Origin of the sequence: Helicobacter marmotae, from assembly GCF_003364255.1 — a bacterium.
GTDB lineage: Bacteria > Campylobacterota > Campylobacteria > Campylobacterales > Helicobacteraceae > Helicobacter_C > Helicobacter_C marmotae.
Genome location: NZ_NXLR01000006.1, coordinates 1 through 18329 on the forward strand (window position 1 = coordinate 1; position 18329 = coordinate 18329).

The 18329-nt window shown below is 39.1% G+C and carries 18 protein-coding genes; 11 read left to right on the plus strand and 7 right to left on the minus strand.

What is annotated here, in order from left to right:
• The 3 genes from CQA63_RS10550 to CQA63_RS04345 form a co-directional block, all read right to left on the minus strand.
• On the minus strand, positions 1 to 179 hold a 179-nt coding region (locus CQA63_RS10550; RefSeq protein ID WP_115511830.1), incomplete at its 3' end, for a glycosyltransferase.
• A gap of 10 nt (positions 180 to 189) precedes the next feature.
• The gene (gene aspS / locus CQA63_RS04340; protein ID WP_104700174.1) at positions 190 to 1929 is read right to left on the minus strand and encodes an aspartate--tRNA ligase; all 1740 of its coding nucleotides are present in this window, start codon (positions 1927 to 1929) and stop codon (positions 190 to 192) included.
• A 36-nt stretch (positions 1930 to 1965) separates the two neighbouring features.
• Entirely contained in the window at positions 1966 to 2934 is a 969-nt protein-coding gene (locus CQA63_RS04345) for a chemotaxis protein (protein WP_104700175.1), read from the minus strand.
• Between the two features lie 106 nt (positions 2935 to 3040).
• On the opposite strand from CQA63_RS04345, the gene ligA reads away from it, so the two are divergent.
• Entirely contained in the window at positions 3041 to 4996 is a 1956-nt protein-coding gene (gene ligA, locus CQA63_RS04350) for an NAD-dependent DNA ligase LigA (RefSeq protein ID WP_104700176.1), read from the plus strand.
• 283 nt (positions 4997 to 5279) lie between these two features.
• On the opposite strand, the gene CQA63_RS04355 is transcribed toward ligA, so the two are convergent.
• Genes CQA63_RS04355 through waaF form a run of 4 tightly spaced genes read right to left on the minus strand, consistent with a single transcriptional unit; the run spans position 5280 to position 8947 of the window.
• Positions 5280 to 5912: a YhcH/YjgK/YiaL family protein gene (locus tag CQA63_RS04355; RefSeq protein ID WP_104700177.1), complete on the minus strand. Its 633-nt coding sequence runs from the start codon at positions 5910 to 5912 to the stop codon at positions 5280 to 5282.
• 2 nt (positions 5913 to 5914) lie between these two features.
• Complete coding sequence (gene dapE / locus CQA63_RS04360) at positions 5915 to 7108, minus strand: succinyl-diaminopimelate desuccinylase (protein ID WP_104700178.1); 1194 nt, start codon at positions 7106 to 7108, stop codon at positions 5915 to 5917.
• A gap of 29 nt (positions 7109 to 7137) precedes the next feature.
• A complete protein-coding gene (locus tag CQA63_RS04365; protein ID WP_104700179.1) occupies positions 7138 to 7758 on the minus strand; it encodes a flavin reductase family protein in 621 nt (206 codons plus the stop codon).
• Positions 7748 to 8947, minus strand: coding sequence for a lipopolysaccharide heptosyltransferase II (gene waaF, locus CQA63_RS04370; RefSeq protein WP_199770702.1), 1200 nt, complete (start codon positions 8945 to 8947; stop codon positions 7748 to 7750). The genes CQA63_RS04365 and waaF overlap by 11 nt, the downstream gene beginning before the upstream one ends.
• Positions 8948 to 9128: 181 nt before the next feature.
• Here waaF and hisS point away from each other — a divergent pair, with 181 nt between their 5' ends.
• The 10 genes from hisS (at position 9129) to CQA63_RS04420 (ending at position 18259) form a co-directional block, all read left to right on the plus strand.
• The gene (gene hisS / locus CQA63_RS04375) at positions 9129 to 10478 is read left to right on the plus strand and encodes a histidine--tRNA ligase (protein ID WP_104700180.1); all 1350 of its coding nucleotides are present in this window, start codon (positions 9129 to 9131) and stop codon (positions 10476 to 10478) included.
• Between the two features lie 22 nt (positions 10479 to 10500).
• Entirely contained in the window at positions 10501 to 12309 is a 1809-nt protein-coding gene (locus CQA63_RS04380) for a M3 family oligoendopeptidase (RefSeq protein ID WP_199770705.1), read from the plus strand.
• Complete coding sequence (locus CQA63_RS04385) at positions 12278 to 12769, plus strand: hypothetical protein (RefSeq protein WP_104700182.1); 492 nt, start codon at positions 12278 to 12280, stop codon at positions 12767 to 12769. The genes CQA63_RS04380 and CQA63_RS04385 overlap by 32 nt, the downstream gene beginning before the upstream one ends.
• A gap of 82 nt (positions 12770 to 12851) precedes the next feature.
• Complete coding sequence (locus tag CQA63_RS04390; RefSeq protein ID WP_104700183.1) at positions 12852 to 13520, plus strand: DUF5644 domain-containing protein; 669 nt, start codon at positions 12852 to 12854, stop codon at positions 13518 to 13520.
• A 2-nt stretch (positions 13521 to 13522) separates the two neighbouring features.
• On the plus strand, positions 13523 to 14338 hold the full coding sequence (locus CQA63_RS04395) for an HdrB C-terminal domain-containing protein (protein ID WP_104700184.1): 816 nt from the start codon (positions 13523 to 13525) through the stop codon (positions 14336 to 14338).
• Positions 14338 to 14646, plus strand: a complete 309-nt coding sequence (locus CQA63_RS04400) for a hypothetical protein (RefSeq protein WP_104700185.1) — start codon at positions 14338 to 14340, stop codon at positions 14644 to 14646. Before CQA63_RS04395 ends, CQA63_RS04400 begins: the two co-directional genes overlap by 1 nt.
• 51 nt (positions 14647 to 14697) lie before the next feature.
• Positions 14698 to 15579: a tellurite resistance TerB family protein gene (locus tag CQA63_RS04405; RefSeq protein WP_104700186.1), complete on the plus strand. Its 882-nt coding sequence runs from the start codon at positions 14698 to 14700 to the stop codon at positions 15577 to 15579.
• A gap of 72 nt (positions 15580 to 15651) precedes the next feature.
• Positions 15652 to 16155, plus strand: coding sequence for a hypothetical protein (locus CQA63_RS04410; RefSeq protein WP_104700187.1), 504 nt, complete (start codon positions 15652 to 15654; stop codon positions 16153 to 16155).
• Positions 16156 to 16157: 2 nt separating this feature from the next.
• Positions 16158 to 17567 (plus strand): PhoH family protein, encoded by a 1410-nt coding sequence (locus tag CQA63_RS04415; protein WP_104700188.1) that lies wholly within the window; start codon positions 16158 to 16160, stop codon positions 17565 to 17567.
• Positions 17564 to 18259 carry a hypothetical protein gene (locus tag CQA63_RS04420; protein WP_104700189.1) on the plus strand — a complete coding sequence of 232 codons (696 nt, stop codon included), beginning with the start codon at positions 17564 to 17566 and terminating at the stop codon, positions 18257 to 18259. Before CQA63_RS04415 ends, CQA63_RS04420 begins: the two co-directional genes overlap by 4 nt.
• Positions 18260 to 18329: the final 70 nt, after the last annotated feature.

Below are 18329 nucleotides of genomic sequence, written 5' to 3' on the forward strand. Positions count from 1 at the left end.
TCTATATTGCTATAGCTTTGATGAATGCAAGATTCTAGGCAGTCCTGCAAATACTTCTCTACATTATAAAAAGGCACAATAATAGCGACTTTGGGGTTTTGGGGATTTGTAGGAATGTGGGCAGTTGTGGGTGTTTTTAGATTTTTTAGAGCTTGTGTTGGCTTGCTTTGAGAGTTCATCTGGGATCCTTTAAGGCTTTTGTGCAATGCGAATATGTAATTCTTGTAGCTGCTCTTGACTTACAAGTCCGGGGGCATTAGTGAGCGGACAGGTTGCCCTCTGCGTTTTAGGGAAAGCAATCACATCACGAATACTTTGGGTCTTTGCTAAAAGCATAATAAGCCTATCAAATCCAATAGCAATACCTCCATGTGGAGGCGCACCAAAGCGCAACGCTTCAAGTAAGAAGCCAAACTTCTCTTGGGCTTCTTCTTGGCTAATGCCAAGCAATTCAAATACGCGTTTTTGGATAGAATCTTTATGGATTCTGATACTTCCGCCGCCTAATTCTATGCCATTAAGCACGACATCATATGCAATAGATTCTATATCCTCTATATCTTTATCTAAATCTTTAGGCATACTAAAAGGGTGGTGCAAAGCCTTGAGTTTGCCCTCTTCCTTTTCAAACATAGGGAAATCCACCACCCATAAAAACTTGCGCATACTCTCATCAAGCATACCCATATCTGCAGCGATTTTTAGCCTTAAGCGTCCCATATAGTCCCAAACTATCTTTTTGCTTCCCGCACCAAAGAATATAATATCCCCAACTTCTGCTTGAGTGCGGGCAATAAGTGTATTTTGAGCTTCAGGGCTTATAAACTTCACTAATGGTCCTTTAAGCTCATCTTGCTTGAGTTGAATATAGGCTAGCCCCTTTGCACCAAATTTACGCACAAACTCTTCTGCCTCTGCTAGGCTTTTACGCGAGAAAAATGTATCCCCGCCTTTGACACATAGAGCTTTAATGCGATTTGCCTTGCTATCTTTGGCAATGTTTTGGAAAATAGGATTGCTTGAATCGACAAATAAATCTCCCACTTCCACAAGTGGCATATCAAAGCGCAAATCAGGCTTATCGCTTCCATAGAGTTCCATAGCTTCAGCCCAAGGTAAGCGCATAAATGGCGTTTGTATCTCTTCTCCACAAGCGGCGAAAATATCCTTAAGGAGCGTTTCTGCCATACTTATAATATCATCTTGCTGACAAAAGCTCATTTCAATATCAATTTGTGTAAATTCAGGTTGCCTATCTGCACGTAAATCCTCATCTCTAAAGCAACGTGCGATTTGGAAATATTTATCAAATCCGCTTACCATAAGGAGTTGTTTAAAAAGTTGGGGGCTTTGAGGCAGGGCATAAAAAGCCCCATGATGGACACGAGATGGCACAAGATAGTCTCTCGCTCCCTCTGGGGTAGCTTGTGTTAGAATAGGCGTTTCTATCTCTAAAAATCCCATTTTTTGCAAGCTATTACGAGCGGCTATAGCTGCATCAGAGCGCATTTTAAAGATATGATAAGACTTTTTGGAACGTAAATCTAAATATCGATATTTCAGCCTTAGCTCTTCATTCACACTCTCATCACCAATGCTAATAGGAGGCGTGGGAGATGTGTTTTCAATCACAAGTGAGGAGAGCACAATTTCAATCATACCTGTTTTGAGTTTGGGATTTTGCAGTCCTTCGCCTCTTGCTCGGACCTTACCTTTTGCGATAAGCACATATTCATCGCGTACAGATGAGGCGATTTGATGAGTGGGTGTGCTTGGGTCACATACAAGCTGGATAATGCCACTTTTATCACGCAAGTCAATAAATATAACCCCTCCATGGTCGCGATATGTATTACACCAACCACATACTTGCACTTCAGCACCAATATGCTCCTGCCCTAATTCTGTGCATAAATGAGTTCTTAACATAATCTCCCTTTGCTTTTTAAAGTTTGAAATAAGTGTTTAAATATTTATTCCTACAAGGAATTGCCGTAAAGCTTGCTCAATCTCTATCGGGTTAGATTTACTAATAAAGCCATCAGCCTTGAGATGTTCTGCCATTTGATGATTGCTATCACTACTCATTGATGAGTTGATAATCACGGGGATATGTGCTGTATTGGGAGTTTCTTTAATACGTTTTAATACCTCAAAGCCCGATATAATAGGCATTTCTAAGTCGGTAATAACAGCTCCTATGCTGCCTATTACGCCCGGATTATGCAAATAATCAAGCAAAGCCTGACCATTGGGGAAAGTGAAGTATTTTAAATCAAGTTTTTCAATGATTTTTGTAAGTGATCTTGCTGCAGTTTTAGAATCTTCTGCAAGTAGGACGATTTTATCACTTGAAATAGTGCCAATATCATTAAGCTCAAGCTCATCGGCTGCATTAACGGAGGGGAATGCCTCTGTAAGCATTTTTTCCACATCAAGTATTTGTATCACGGAGCCATCATCATATTTTGTTGTTGCCGTTACTTTCGCCTCGCCGTCAATGCCAAACTCTGAGCCTACATTAATATCATTCCAGCTTTTATGAATGATACGTTTTACTCCCATAATTTTAAGCCCAACGGTGCTATTGCTAAAGCTACAGATAATCACTAAACTTTTTGGCGTATTGAGTGAGAATTCCCTTAAATCTCTATTGGGGTGTTCTTTACTATAATAGAGCCAACGTCTCATATCCACAAGCGGAATCGTCTCATCTCGCACGGTGAGATAGCCTAAGATAATACCGCTATTATCCCCTGCTGTTTCTGTAAGCTCATTATCATAGTAGATAATCTCGCGTATTTTAAATACATTCATAGCATAAAGTTGATTTGTACCTTCGGTTTCTTCTTCAAGGGTGAAACATAAAAACTGGACTTCATTATTGAGGTGTAGTGATGTGGTTTTATCGATTGAATTTTGCTTTTGGCTCAAAGCTTGCCTCCGTGAAGTGAAAATATGTGCTTAAAATGCTATAATTCTAACGCAAAATACATAACTTAGCACTTAAACCCTAAATTTATTACAAGGTAAAACTTTGATGAGCGAAGAAGAATACTACAATAAAGTGCAAATACTCAAAAAAATGGCATATCATTATTATGTGCTTGATGAGCCCATTGCTACTGATGAGCAATATGACAAGCTCTATCATCAAGTGCTCGCATTTGAAACACTCAACCCCTCGCTTATAGAATCTACCTCTCCCACACAGCGCGTAGGCAGCACGCCTTTAGCATCTTTTGAGAAAAATGCCCATTTGCAACGTATGTGGAGCTTGGAAGATGTATTTGATGATGAGGGCTTAAGCGAATGGCTGGAGCGAATTTACAAGGTTTATCCCAAAGCAAGCTTTACATGCTCGCCTAAGTTTGACGGGGCGAGTTTAAATCTTTTGTATTCTCAAGGTAAGCTTGTAAGTGCTACCACACGCGGAGATGGGATAGTAGGAGAGCTTGTAACGCAAAATGCACGAACGATTCAGAGTATTCCACTTGAGATAGACTTTAAGGGGGAAATTGAAATTCGTGGAGAAGTGGTTATTGCTAAAGATGATTTTGAAGCGATCAATAAAGAAAGGCTTGAAGCAGGGCAAAGTCTTTTTGCCAATCCGCGCAACGCTGCTGCTGGGAGCTTGAGGCAGCTAGATTCTAAAATTACGGCTAAAAGAAAGCTCCGTTTTATGCCTTGGGGCATAGGGGAGGGGCTTAATGAGTTTGCAAGTTTTTATGAAGCCATGCAGGCGGTGAGTGGCTTTGGCTTTAGCCCTGTGCCATTTTTAAGCCTTTGCAACAATAAAGAAGCGATAGAACACACTTATAATGCCCTTCTTAGCGCTCGTAACGATTATGTGATTATGCTTGATGGTATGGTAATTATGCTTGATAGCATTGCCATGCAGCGCCAACTCGGCTGGACTATCAAAGCCCCGCGATTTGCATGCGCGTATAAATTCCCTGCGGTGGAAAAAAGCGCGAAGATTTTAGATGTGAGCTTGCAAGTGGGGCGAACGGGCATTATCACACCTGTAGCGGAGCTTAGCCCTGTGGAAATTGAGGGGGCGATGATTTCTCGTGCGACTTTGCATAATTTTAGTGAGATTGAGCGTAAAAATATTTTACTTTATGATGAAGTGATTGTTATCCGCAGTGGCGATGTAATACCTAAAATCATTAAACCTCTTCTTGCCTTTCGCGATGGCAGTCAAAAGCCTATCCCTAAACCTACACATTGCCCTGTATGCGGGGAGGAACTGCTTGTTGAAGAAATTTTCATCAAATGTCAGAATCTTAGCTGTGAAGCACGCGTGATTGAATCTATCATTCACTTTGCTTCAAAAAAGGCGCTTAATATCGACGGATTAGGGGAAAAGATCGTTATACAGCTCTATGATAAGCAGCTTGTGAGAAATATTAAAGATATTTATACGTTACGCATTGAAGATTTGCTAGGACTTGAGGGCTGGCAGCATAAACGCGCACATAATCTTATCCAAGCTATACAAAATACCATAGGTGTGGAATTATGGCGCTTTATTAATGCACTTGGGATTGAACATATTGGTGAGGGGGCGAGTAAAAAGCTCGCACGAAAGTTTGGGCTTGGTGTGTTTGAGCTAAGCATTCAGGATATATTAAATACAGATGGTTTTGGGGCAGAAATGGCAGCCTCTCTTTTAGAATTTAATCAAGCCAATACTGCTTTAATCAAGCAGCTTCTTAGCATTATTAAGCCTTGTGTGCAAAGTATATCGCTTAATACAAATCATATCTTTTATGATAAAAGCATAGTGCTTACAGGCACGCTCTCTCAAGCACGTGAGAATATCATCGCGCTTTTAGAATCTAAGGGGGCTAGGATTAGCTCAAGTGTGAGTAAAAAAACAGATTTTGTTATTTATGGAGAAAAGGCGGGAAGTAAGTTAGAGAAAGCCCAAAGTCTAGGTATTACTACCCTGAATGAGCAAGAATTCCTCTCTCTCTTGCAGGAGGAATGATTTATTCTTATAACTCTTTTAATACCTTCAAACCTCTATATTATTTATATCATCAAAGCCTTATTTATCGTTATTTATTCGTTTGAAAGCCTATTTGGAATCACTAGACTCAAAAAGCAATTCTTCGCCTCTTTCACAGGCTCTAGTGATAAAAGGGGCAGAGTCGCTGGTAATTCTAATAGAGATTCTTCGGCTTGGCTAAAGAATAACGAGAGCTAAGAGATTCTGGCAATTTGCGAAGAATCTCCGAGAACTTTATAAACATTATGATGTTTGGGTGAGATTATGGGCGAATGAGGCTTAGAGGTACTTTGATAACGCTTTTTTTGACTTGCTTAGCTCTAGCTTGTGTATTTTGGGTATGGAGCTCTAAGCCTCCAGCATGGACATCTTCAGGGAAAAAGATAGCCAAATCTCCACTGCTTAAAAGCAAGCTTGTGCGATAAGGTGTGTTATAGCGTTTATTCATAGGGAAAGAATCATTTAGCAGATTACCATTAAGATTGCTAGATTTTCTATCTACAACGCTAGAGTGGGGGAGATGATTTTCATACACGATTAAATCCTTGCTTTCATCATAAGGCATCTTTACTTCAAACGCACTTTTATCGCCAATAAGTGTATATTCATACCCCTCCACCACAAGCTGGAAGTCAATAAAAACCCGATGTGTCTCAAAAAAGGCTTTACTTTGAGATTTGAGATAATATGTCTGCTCAATAGCACGAATCCCCCAATTAAAGGGGTAGCTTACTTCTTTTCTCTCCTCATTTAATGCTAAGCTAAGCCCTGTAATCCGCTTATGTATGCTATGTGTAGGATTTAGGGCATGAAGCATATAGGTTTGTATTTCCTCTAAATATGGGTTAGATTTAAAAAACCAATCTAAATGTGTAAGTTTGCCAACAATTGCCATTTTTACTCCTTGTATTCTATAGATTTAGCATTCTCTAAAAAGAGTGCTAGAAAATCAATGAAAATATCGCGTAGTAAGAGAATATCACCTATGGATACACGCTCATTGATAGCGTGGATTCTATCATTTGGCACTCCTAGCTCCACTACATCTACGCCATATTGGGCAAAAAACCTTGCATCGCTTGTACCTCCGCTTGTGCTAAGCTCTGGGCTTTTGTGCGTGATGTGTTTTATCGCATGGCAAAGGAGTGTAACAAGGGGGCTATCTGCTTTTGTAATAAAGGGTAGTGAGCTTGTTTTTAGCTCAAGCTCATATGGCAATCCTTGAAGAACTTGCTCAATATATGAGCGGATAGAATCTTCATTGCTTAAAGGTGAGTTTCGGATATTAAACATAATTTTCAGATTCTGTGGGGTTACATTGACTACTTCCATACCCCCGCGAATATCTGTGATAACAAGCTGACTTTTGGCAAAGTCTGCATTCCCGCTATCTAGTGCAACTCCTGCTAATGCCCCAAGTTTAGCCCCGAGTAATTCTATAGGGTTAATACATTTTTGCGGATAGGCTACATGCCCTTGCTTACCTTGAATGATAATTGTGCCATTAATCGAACCTCTTCTGCCTATTTTTATCATATCGCCGCTGGAGTTTGTGCTTGTAGGCTCTGCGACTATACACATATCAGGCAGCAGATTTTGGGATTCTAACTCTGCTAGCATAAATCTTGTGCCATAGATTCCATCTCCTTCTTCATCGCTTGTAAGGAGAAAAGAGAGCATACATTGTGATTGTAAAAATTGCTTTGTAAAATCGGGGTTTTGCAAGCTTTGAGTAATCGCACAAATAAAGCTACTTATCCCGCCTTTCATATCTTGTGCGCCTCTACCATAAATGTAGCCATCTTTTTCTTTTCCGCTAAAAGGCTCAACTTCCCAGCCTTCACCGGTAGGCACGACATCGATATGCCCTGCAAAGCATAAATGCCTTAAATGCTCCTTATTGGCACTTTTAGGATAGATAGCATAAAAGCAATTTTTCACCCCCTCTTTTTCTTGAGTGATTTGCAGACTTTGGTAATTGGGATTTTGCAAAATGGGAGTGAAACCAGAGAGAATATACTGGTAGATTCCGCATTCTTTGGGTGTGATTGTAGGGTAAGTGATAAGCTTTTGTAGTAACTGAATAGGCATTAGTGACTTCCTTTTGTGAGTGATTTTCTTTATTCTGGGGAATTATCAATTTCTAGTGAATTATGCACTTGGTGTAGCTCGGGGATAAGCTGTGCGCCTAGCTCTTTATACATACGTCCCACACGTGCAATAAAAGGTGGCTGAAAATGCAAATCTTCTCTATAAATACTATCATCTATATAGCAGTATTTTGCTTCTAAAAGCACACTTTTGCCATCACCTAATTTTAAGACATCATATAAATCACACATAAATGCGACTTTCACTCCCTTAGGCACGGGGGGATAGCCTGATTGCAAAAGCATAAGGGGAATATCAAAAGTGCTTGCCTCACTTATATTAAATTCAAGCTCTGTGCTGCTCTCATGCAGGGCTTGGAGATGAGAAGATTCACACATACTAATACTTGCTTTTTGAGTGGTGGTGATATTTCTAAAGCTATCTTTTTCTAAACCATCGCTTTTTGTCATCATACAGATAGAAAAAATAGGAGGATTCACACTCATTGGGGCGAAGAAACTAAAAGGTGCGAGATTGACATTCCCATTGGGGAAAATCGTGCTAACCCATGCAATAGGGCGTGGGGTAATGGTATTACTTAGAATCTTGTAGTTCTGTAATGGAGTGGTAGTGTGTGTTTCAAGTATCATAGTTATTGCCTTTATGATAATTTAGCAGATTATCCACCTGAGTGATAACTTCTGCTGGTGTGATGAGTTTCATACAATTATGATGTTTTAAGGGGCATTCGCGTTTTTTGCAAGGCGCACAAGGCACGTGCTTGCATAGTAGCACAAAGTCTTTGTAAGCTTTAGCGGGTTGAGCTTGATTGTTAGAAACTGGAGGATTTAGAGGTATGTAGGGGGCTGTTTCATTCATATCTGTGGGTCCAAAAATCGCTACCATAGGTACTTTTAACGCAGCAGCTATGTGCATGGGTCCGCTATCATTGGTAATAAACACATTCATTGCCCCAATATAATCAATCAGTTGTGTGAGGTTTGTTTTATCCGTTAAATCATAAAAATGCTTTGCGTAAGTATGCCCTGCTATGGCTTGCGCTATGGCTAAATGGGAGTTAGATGTATCGCTAGAGCCAAAGAGATAGACATCATACATTTTGCCCAAAAAGTATTCTATCACTTCGATAAAATACTCTCTCTCCCAGCATTTTGCACTCCCAAAAGCCGCCCCGGGATTAATACCTATAGCATATTTATTATGAGGTAAGGATATGCTTTGAGAGATGAGCTTTAGTGGCTGTGAGCCAAGTGTAGCAAGCATATTGGTGAGATTCTTTAGGGATTGTTTTTGCGATTCCTGTCTTTGTAACTCCTTTTTTTCTAATTCATTTTGCACCCCTTGCAAGGGTAAAATAAGCCCAAGGTAGAGCAAGACTTGATGTTTAAATGTTGTAGAAGTATTTTGCTTGAGCGAAAGGGCGTGAGTAAGGAGGAAACTACGCAGATTCTTCGCATAGCCTATGCGTATATTACTTTTAGTCCAATACAAAAGTAAGGCAGAAAAGAACGTATTAGCAAAACTAATGGCTAAATCATGTGCCCCCACCTCTTTAGCAAGCCTTTTTGTGGCTTGAATCCTACAAGAAGAGCGTTTAGTTGTATCAATTACAATATGTTTTACACGCTTATCTCTTTGGTAAATACCACAACTCGCCTCTGTGCCCACAAGCGTAAAGTCTGCGTTTTTAAAGCTTAATTTTAGCCACTCAAATGCCGGAGAGACCATTACACTATCGCCTAGCCAATTTGGCAAACGCAATAAAATGCTTTGAATTGAATCTGTGTGGATCATTTGAGAATTGCGTGCAAAAAACATTTATCCTCCATAAAGGCATTAAGCTAAATTATGTAATTGTAGAAGTAAAAAGCAAAAATTCTGCTAGTTTTGGGCGTAAAAAGCTTCAAAATACCACTTAAGATAACTGAAATACAACATTTTTAAGATAGAATCAAGCCATTTTACAACAACCAAAAAGGTATTTAGGAGGTTTATAGTCATGGGGTTAGTTACTCCTCGCACATTAAGTGGCTTTAAAGATAGATTGCCCAAAGAAGCACTTGCTAAAACATATTTACTTAACAAATTAAGTGCTGTTTTTATGAATTTTGGTTTTGTACCTATCGAAACGCCACATTTAGAATATGCTGATGTTTTAGTCAAACAAGGAAGTGATGAGATACAAAAGGAGCTCTATCGCTTTAAAGATCATGGCGGGAGAGATGTGGCATTGCGATTTGACTTAACCGTGCCTTTAGCGCGTTTTGTCTCACAATATAAAAATGAAGTAGATTTGCCTTTTAAACGTTTTGCTATAGGGAATGTGTTTCGCGGGGAGAGGGCACAGAGAGGAAGATATAGGGAATTTACTCAATGCGATTTTGACTTTATAGGAAGTGATAGTATTTCTTGTGATGCGGAGATATTGCAAGTCATTTATGCCTCATTTGTGGGGCTTGGGATTGATGAATTTACTATTTGGCTTAATCACCGCAGTATACTTAATGGCATTTGTGAGCATTGTGGAGTTTTAGGGCAGAAAGAAATTAATATTGCCTTACGCATTATTGATAAGCTTGATAAGATTGGGAAAGAAAATGTCGGAGCCGAACTTCAGCGAGATTTATCACTTTCTAGCACTCAAGTTGATAATCTGCTAGAATATACTTCAATCAAGCAACAGGGCGATTCTCAAAGCTTCTTTCAAGAAGTTTCTTTTATGGCTGAGTGGAATGATTCCCTCAAAAAAGGTTTAGATGACCTAAAAGCCCTCTATGAGGTATTAGCCCCATTGCAAATGGATAGAGATACCTATCGGGTAAATTTCTCAATTGCACGTGGCTTGGGCTATTACACGGGGATTGTGTATGAGAGCACACTTAATGCGCTAAAAAGCATAGGTAGTGTCTGCTCTGGTGGGAGATATGATAATCTCACTCATACTTTTTCTAAAACAAAAATGAGCGGTGTGGGGGCGAGTATTGGTATTGATAGGCTTTTGGCAGCTTTAGAGGAATTGGAAATCTTGCATAAAAAGGCGACTTCTGCGCGTGCTTTAATTGTCTGTATGGATAAGACATATTTTGGCTATGCCCATACTTTAGCAGAATCGTTCCGCCGCTCTAAGGTGCCCATTGAAGTGTATCCCGAGATAAGCAAGCTTAAAAAGCAATTTAGCTACGCCCATACCAAAGGGCATGAATTTGTTATTGTCATTGGTGAAAATGAATTTAGCACAAAAACTCTCACACTTAAAAATATGACTTCAGGTATGCAAATTGATAATATCAGTTTCCTTAAAGCCTTAACACTCATCCAAGAAGAGGAAGAAGAGGAGATGAAAATTTAATAAAGGAGTGGTGATGAATACAATAGAAGTAAGCCAATGGGATTTAAGTGCGCTTTTTAAGAGCCAAGAGCAGTTAGAGCGTTTTATTGTCACACATACGCGCAGAACTAAGCAGTTTGCTAAACAATATGAGGGGAAGCTCCAAGAAGTAGAGGCAGAAACATTTTGTGATGTGATTAAGGAATATGAGGCAATCATTGAGGGTATCGCGCGAGTGATGACTTATGCGTTTTTATGCTTTGCTAAGGATACAACGCAAGGAGATATGTATGCTAAATATGAAATGCAAACCACGCAAATACAGAATCTTGTGTTGTTTTTTGAACTAGAATTTTGCAAACTTCCCTCCAAAAAACAAGAAGATATAATAAAGTATGCCCCGCATTATGCCTACTTTTTGCAAAAGCTTATAGAGCAAGATAAATATCAGCTCTCCCTTGCAGAAGAGAAGATATTGCTTGCTACCTCGCCCGTAGGGGTTGGAGCATTTTCACGGCTTTTTGATGAGCATTTAGCAAACTTAAGATTCAATGCCCCAAAAATATATAAAACACAAGAGAAAAAGGCACAAAAACCCAAAAAATCAAAGCTAAGTGAAGAAGAAATACTCACACTATTACATCACCCTAAAAGGGAAGTTCGCAAAGAGGCACAAAAGATTTTTACCAAGAAGCTTTCTAAATCTCGCCACTTGCTAAGTTATATCCTTAATATGGTGCGCAAAGATTTGCATATTAATATGCAGTTACGTGGGTATAAACTCCCAGAATCTTTCCGCCATATTTCCAATGCAGCGACGCAAAAAAGCGTAGATAAGCTTGTTGAAGTAGTCAGTGAGCATTATGGTTTAGTAAGCCAATATTATGAGATCAAAGCAAAACTGCTTGGGATTAAGGAATTAAAAGACTATGACCGCTATGCACCGCTTGAAGGAAGTGCATTTACACTCCCTTATGATGAGGCATTAAAGCTTGTGTTGAAATCCTTTGGTCAGTTTAGCAAGGAGTTTAAAGACATAGCTACAAAAGCTTTGAGAAAAGGTTGGGTAGATTCCCATCCTATGCCTCATAAACGCGGAGGGGCTTTTAGCCATGGGAGTGTGCCAAGTGCTCATCCTTATGTCTTGCTTAATTACACTCAATCGCGGCGAGATGCCTTTACGATTGCCCATGAGTTTGGGCATATGATTCACCAAGAGCTCTCTAAAAAGCAGGGCTATCTCAATATGGATACACCTCTTACTACGGCTGAAACCGCCTCTGTCTTTGCTGAAATGCTCCTTTTTGACACATTAAAAACTACTTTAAGCCCAAAAGAGCTTATTCCTCTTTATGCAGGGAAGTTAGAGGATATTTTTTCAACACTTTTTAGGCAAATTGTAATGACGCATTTTGAACGCAGAATCCACGCCCAAGATGATGAACTTAAGCCTGAAGAATTTGACAAAATATGGCTAGAAGAGAATGAACGTATGTTTGGCTCTAGCTTAAAATTAAGCAAAAATTATGAGGGCTGGTGGTGCTATATCCCGCATTTTATACATTCTCCCTTTTATTGCTATGCTTATAGCTACGGACAGCTGCTTGTTTTAGCACTTTTTGGCTTGTATAAATCCCAAAAGAGCCCAAATGAGAGGGAAAAGTTTATCCGTAAATATAGTGAATTTCTCTCACTGGGGGGAAGTAAAAGCCCAAAAGAGCTTATTAGCGCATTCAATCTAAATTTAGAGAGTGATAAATTCTGGCTTATAGGTATCAATGAAGTGCAAAAAATGCTTGAAGAGTTTAAGGAGCTCGTCTATGCAGAAGATTCTGTTCTCTCCAGCCTTTAAGGCGATGATGCTATCCCACCTCAAAGATACCTTGCAGTTTCTTTTAAAAGAGGGGATAAGCTTTAATATTTTATGCGATATGAAGCAAACACATTTTACCCCTCCGTTGCCTGAGCATATTAGGAGTACTTTTAATGATATTACGCTTTTTGTACTCGCGGGCTATACGTTTGAGAGCATTCAACTCCAAGAAGATTGTATGAGTTTTGAAGCGGGGTTTGGGAATGAAAATATCGGTAGCTTTGTGAATATTGCTTATGGGGGTATCGTGCAGATTCACTTGCATGATGATGATTTACTAAGAGAAGTGCCATTATTTACTAATGTGAGTCATCATTGTTTTTATGACCTATCTCACGAGGAGTTAGAGCATATCGCTTCTGTGCAAGAAGAGGGTAAAGAGCATTCAAGGCTTGCTTTTGTGTCAAATCCGGAGAATAGTAGATTTTTTAATAAATAATTAACCTTTTAAGCAATCGGCTAAATGAAATGTGCTAAGATAAAGCACAAATTTGCCACAGGAGCATTTCAAAGGAGCATTTATGGATAGGCTTAGTCTTGAGGTATTTAGGTTTGAGGCAGGTGTAGATTATCTCCCATATTATACGAAATTGCTTTTTCCCTACACGGCTGATCGGACGCTTAGCGATTTGCTCCATTTTTTATACGATGAGATTCAGTATTGTTATGATAAGACATATTTAGCCTTGCGAATTAATGGTATCGCCATTTTTGAGAATCTTAGCATTACGCAGCTTGTGCAGAGATTTGGAGAGGAGTGGCAAATTGAGCCATTAAGCACATATTATGCTTCTAAGGACTTATTGCTTAATGAAAATGCGCTATGGGCAAAGTATCAGGGATTTTTTACATCTTTAGATTTTATTACCCCGCAAGAAAAGGAGGAATTAGGCAAGTATCTTATGTTAAACCTCATCACTCCTATGAGTAATGAGCATTATTTAGGCGATGGATTTTTCCTTTATCTTAAATGGCTCCTTCCTCGCTACCCTGATAAATTAGAGCAAATTAAAACTTGGATTTTAGATAAACATGGGGGAATCTTGCATTTTGTGAGCATTGCAGATATGGTTTATCCTCGTGCAAAGGCGCTTGATTTGGAGATGTGGGATTTTATACGTGATATAGTCTTTTCTTATGAGCATAAAGCCCTGCAACATTTAGCAACACTGAAAGTGCATAAAGGATAGTGATGAAATATATAATTTATGACAAATACAATAACGCCCAAAGCTTGCTTAATAGCACAAAGACGCTTTTTTCATTGCTTGGTTTAGAGATTGTTAAGCCAAATATGGAGCTTGCTGATTGTGGCGGGTATTGGGCGAGATTAGCACAAAGAGATGATTTATTGCATAATGTCGCTTACAATCTCGCATTAAGCAATGCTATGGGTGCTACACTTGTGTTTTTAGAAGAAGATGCGTATGCAAATGCCCTATATGCAAGAAGTATTATTGAATCTGATAGCGATATTATACGCGAGCTAGAGAGCAAATATCTTCATAAATTTAATCTCCTCTATGAGAGTAAAGCCCAGATGAGCTATTTGCCTGATTTGCTTAATACCATCGATATAGCCCCGATGATTAAAAAACATTTTCATACCTTTTGTGCTGCGATAGTGCGTGGGGCATATCAGGGGCATTTGCCTATAAGCACAAATCATAGAATCTATGAACAAATAGGCTTAAAAGTGATAGATACCCCCCTTACAAAGCAATATTATGCGCATTTAATGCCATTTGATTCTCAAAGTGCGCTTTATAATAGTGCAAAAATGTTTTTTGATATAGCAGATTTGGGCGTGGATTTTATCCTTACGTATTCTTTAAGCCAGTTTGAACTACTTGAAGGCAAACGTAGCAAACTCTGCAGGGCTTACAATCGCGATAATATAGGGCTAAATGTGCTTTTTTTGCCTCAAGTGATACTTCTAGCTTTTGGTGAAGAAGAGAGAGACAAGCTAGGGTTTGCATATCATAAACAAAAAGTGGAGTTGATTTAATGATGATTTTTATTAAATTCCTTGTTGCAGCCGTGATTGGCTCGACTTGGTATCATTTTGGCGGTGAAGACCCCGCTATGGCGTTGGTGTTTTTTCTCGTTATTTTAGGGGTGTTGTTTATGAAGCCCATTCGTTATCAAGACCCTAAAAGACGTGAGGAATATATGCAGAGAATCCGCGATAGTAGAGAGCGTAAAATCGCACTTGAAAATGAGCGCTTAGAGGAGCTTAAGCGATTAAGGCAAAATGCCAGAGAGCAGGAGGAACGTTTGAAGAGGGAGTTTGAAAAACGTATTAACAAACGCTAAAGCAAAATTCGCTACAATTTGGGCTAAAATCACCACAAGGACACACACAATATGGAAATCGTGCTTTTACTCATTGCTGGGGTTGTGATATATTTTCTTTACAATACCTTGCAGGACTACCTTAAAAACCCTATACAAACACAGCAGCAGCCCTATAGCAATTCCGCAGATACTGCCCCCATAGATTTTGAGAATCCTTATGAAGAAATGGCACAAACTGATAGGCTCAAATCCAATGAGTTTTCCGTATTGGCGGCGATACTGGGGTATCTTGTGTGGAGTGATAAAAAGGTATGCCCCCTTGAAGAGCAGCTTCTTGCTCAAATGCTTGCAGATATGGCAGCAGAATCTAAAAATCCAAAATTTAGCAAAGAAGAGCTAAAAGACATTCTTATGAAGCAAGAATCCCCGAGTATATCACTTGAAGAGCTATGCGATAGCTATGTGCAACTCACAAAGGGCGAGTATAAAAAGCGATTGAAAGTTGTGGAGTTTTTATTTGTGCTTGCTTATGCAGACGGAGTGCTAGAAGAGAGTGAGAAAGATTGTATTATTGATATTGCCGCACTCTTTGAGATAGCTAATGAAGACTTCAATGCTCTTTTTGAGCAATTTGAGCAAGAGTATGCTAAAGCAAATGAGCTAAGCCAAGAGCAGGCAAAGGCTGTATTTGGCATAAGTGAGATCTCTGGCCAAAATGAGCTTACTCAAATGTATAATGAGCTTATCAAAAGCACAAAGCAAAATATTTTTGATAGCAAAAATATCAACAAAACTTTCCGTGATACTTCCTTAGAGCGAATTAGAGAGATTGATAATGCCTACAAGGTGCTTTTAGAGTTAGCAAACAAAGAGCAGCAAAACGCACAAGATAGGCAAAATACACAAGATAGTAAGGAAGAGAAGAAACCTGATTCAGGCTGGAATTTCTAAGGTTGGGGAATATTATTTGCTTTAGCATATTTATAAAGTATGCAGTAGAAGCAGAAAAAATCGGAGGTTTCAATGGATATTACAAAAATCAATCATATGAGTGGCGTGCAAGGTATGCTTGCTAATATCTATAATGCCCCCAATCAGCCCCAAAATGTCCAAAGCAAAGAGAGTGAGCAGAGCTCTAAGGGCGTAGATAGCATTAATAATGAGGATAGAAGTATCCAATCTTTGCAGTATATGGATATTACAAAGCGCATTGAAGATAAATTCTCTCCCTCAGAGGAGTTAAAAAAGGCACGTGAAATTGGAGGCGAGCTTGAGGGAGGCTTTAATGATAAGACTTCATTTGAGAATCTCTCATCTATGCTAAAAAAGCAAGGTTTAATTACAAGTAATGAACAAGTCGCTATGGATTATTTAAAAACACATGCCCCTAAACTTGATTTTGATGAATTTGCAAAGATTGCTGCTAATGACAACCATAGTAAAGAAATGAAAGGTTTAATAGATTCTGTAATTAAGACTATGGAATTTGTAGATGATGTGAATGGAGGCGTTTTAAGGGGGAGCTAAATTTGAGCGGCAAACATTACCTACTTGATACCTCTATCATCTTAGATGATACCCAAAATATCCTCCATCTATGGCAAGATTCCCAAAATGCACTTTTTATTTCCGAAGTGGTCATTGAAGAGCTTGATAAAAAAAAGGATTTACATAATGAGACCGGGTTTTTTGCGCGGGAGTTCTTCCGCTGTGTAAATAGCGATAGCACAGAGATTACTTCGCATATACAGACACAAAATGACAAAACATGTAATGATTTTATACAAACGCTCTTTTTCCGCACAGGGAACATAAGTATCCCTCTTACTTTAATTTATCGCCCTAAATATAATATTGCTCATCAAGAGCATAGCTATAATGATTCAAAACTCATTGAAATAGCGCGAGATTATCATCTTATTTTACTCAGTAATGATATTTCTCTTAAAATCCGCGCACAAACTCAAGGCGTAAGCGCACAATCGCTCTTTAGAGATAGGGTTGAAAACCCCGATAAAATCGACTTTTGGGCATCTTTTGAGTGGCATAAAGATAAGCCTTTAAATGCCCTATCCCATGAGCAGGCGTTTAAAAAGCTTACACAATGGAGTTTGATACAAGTTGATGAAGTAGATAATACAGATAGCGCGCTTTATACAACGGGTAAGAAGACCTTTGGCTTAAAAGTGGGCAATGCCTTTGAGGAAGTGAATCTTGATGAGATTCTTAAAAAACACCAACCCTATATTATGCCCATTAATTTAGAGCAAAAAATGCTTTACGCCCTCCTTACTCACCCGCAAAATAACCTTACTATCGCTACTGGTGCTACAGGCAGTGGTAAAACACTCATAGCCCTGCAAGCGGGCATTACTCTCCTTAAAAATGGAGTAGTTGATGGCATTATTTATATGCGTAACACCATTACAGCCAATGACAAAGAGGCAGAACTAGGCTATCGTAAAGGTGATGAAAGCCAGAAGTTGGGGTATTTTATGTACCCTCTTTATGGGGCTATAAATTTTACGATTGATAAACTTCAAGAGCAATCTCTTGCTAAACGTATTGAATATCGCGGAGAAGTCAATGGCATACAAAAGCAAGATGCGACAGAATATTTCTTGCAAAAGCATAAAATTGAGGTGGTTGATATTGCCCATGCGCGAGGGATCAGTATAGGGAATAAATTTGTGATTTTTGATGAAGTGCAGAATGCCTCAAATGCGACTATCAAGCTTATAGGAACGCGCATAGGGGAGGGGAGTAAAATTGTATTTCTAGGCGATTGGGCACAAATTGACCACCCGTATTTAAGTAAATTTCGTAATGGTGCTTTAAGCCTTTTAACAAAAGCACTGCAAGATGACTTTATCGCTGCTATTCAGCTAAAGCAAACGATACGAAGTGATGTCGCAAGCTGGTTTGGAGAAAATTTTTGAGAGCTTTAATTTTTATCTTTGTATATGCAAGTTTTGCTTTTGCGGCACGTCCGATGATTACCGATGACGCTCGCGTGGTAGATAGGCATTCATGCCAGCTTGAAACATGGGGGGTATATGATAGGAATATGTTTGAGTATTATGCAATCCCTGCGTGCAATATGTTTTTAGACACTGAAGTAAGTATGGGTGTTATGATGAGTAATGCCTTTATACCTGATACAAATCCTAGTGAAAAGTTCCGCACACAGCAGTTTATCATCGGAGCAAAAAAGATTTTTAATGACCTTGAGGAGCAGGGCTTTAGCTATGGGGTGGCATTGGGTAATGCTTATAATTTCTTGTATTCTCAATATAAAAATGAGCATTTTATCTACGTGCCCATAAGTTTTGCATTTTTAGAAAATACTTTTCTTGTGCATTCAAATGTTGGTTACAAACTCAAGCGGAATGAAAATGAGCCACATATTTATCATCTAGGCTTAGGCTTTGAGCGGGAGCTCTCTCAAAGATTCTGGCTTTTAGGTGAGGGTATTTATGAGAGGGGGAGCAGGGCACAATTTCAAGTAGGTATTAGAATCTGGCTTTTGCAGGATAAAATCCAACTTGATGGCACTTATGGGAATGCCTTTAGCGGAGGAGAGAGCTTTGTTTCATTAGGCTTAAGGCTTTTAAGCGATGAATGGTTTTAGAAATTATAGGGTTACTATTTTGTCAGCCCTTAGCTTGTCTCCCCGAAGAATCTTTTTCAAAACACCAAAA

Bases quoted from the DNA above. Each gene is read 5' to 3' on its own strand.
- aspS (WP_104700174.1), bottom strand. From the start codon at position 1,929: ATGTTAAGAACTCATTTATGCACAGAATTAGGGCAGGAGCATATTGGT.
- ligA (WP_104700176.1), top strand. From the start codon at position 3,041: ATGAGCGAAGAAGAATACTACAATAAAGTGCAAATACTCAAAAAAATG.
- CQA63_RS04355 (WP_104700177.1), bottom strand. From the start codon at position 5,912: ATGGCAATTGTTGGCAAACTTACACATTTAGATTGGTTTTTTAAATCT.
- dapE (WP_104700178.1), bottom strand. From the start codon at position 7,108: ATGCCTATTCAGTTACTACAAAAGCTTATCACTTACCCTACAATCACA.
- CQA63_RS04365 (WP_104700179.1), bottom strand. From the start codon at position 7,758: ATGATACTTGAAACACACACTACCACTCCATTACAGAACTACAAGATT.
- waaF (WP_199770702.1), bottom strand. From the start codon at position 8,947: ATGTTTTTTGCACGCAATTCTCAAATGATCCACACAGATTCAATTCAA.
- hisS (WP_104700180.1), top strand. From the start codon at position 9,129: ATGGGGTTAGTTACTCCTCGCACATTAAGTGGCTTTAAAGATAGATTG.
- CQA63_RS04385 (WP_104700182.1), top strand. From the start codon at position 12,278: ATGCAGAAGATTCTGTTCTCTCCAGCCTTTAAGGCGATGATGCTATCC.
- CQA63_RS04390 (WP_104700183.1), top strand. From the start codon at position 12,852: ATGGATAGGCTTAGTCTTGAGGTATTTAGGTTTGAGGCAGGTGTAGAT.
- CQA63_RS04395 (WP_104700184.1), top strand. From the start codon at position 13,523: ATGAAATATATAATTTATGACAAATACAATAACGCCCAAAGCTTGCTT.
- CQA63_RS04400 (WP_104700185.1), top strand. From the start codon at position 14,338: ATGATGATTTTTATTAAATTCCTTGTTGCAGCCGTGATTGGCTCGACT.
- CQA63_RS04405 (WP_104700186.1), top strand. From the start codon at position 14,698: ATGGAAATCGTGCTTTTACTCATTGCTGGGGTTGTGATATATTTTCTT.
- CQA63_RS04410 (WP_104700187.1), top strand. From the start codon at position 15,652: ATGGATATTACAAAAATCAATCATATGAGTGGCGTGCAAGGTATGCTT.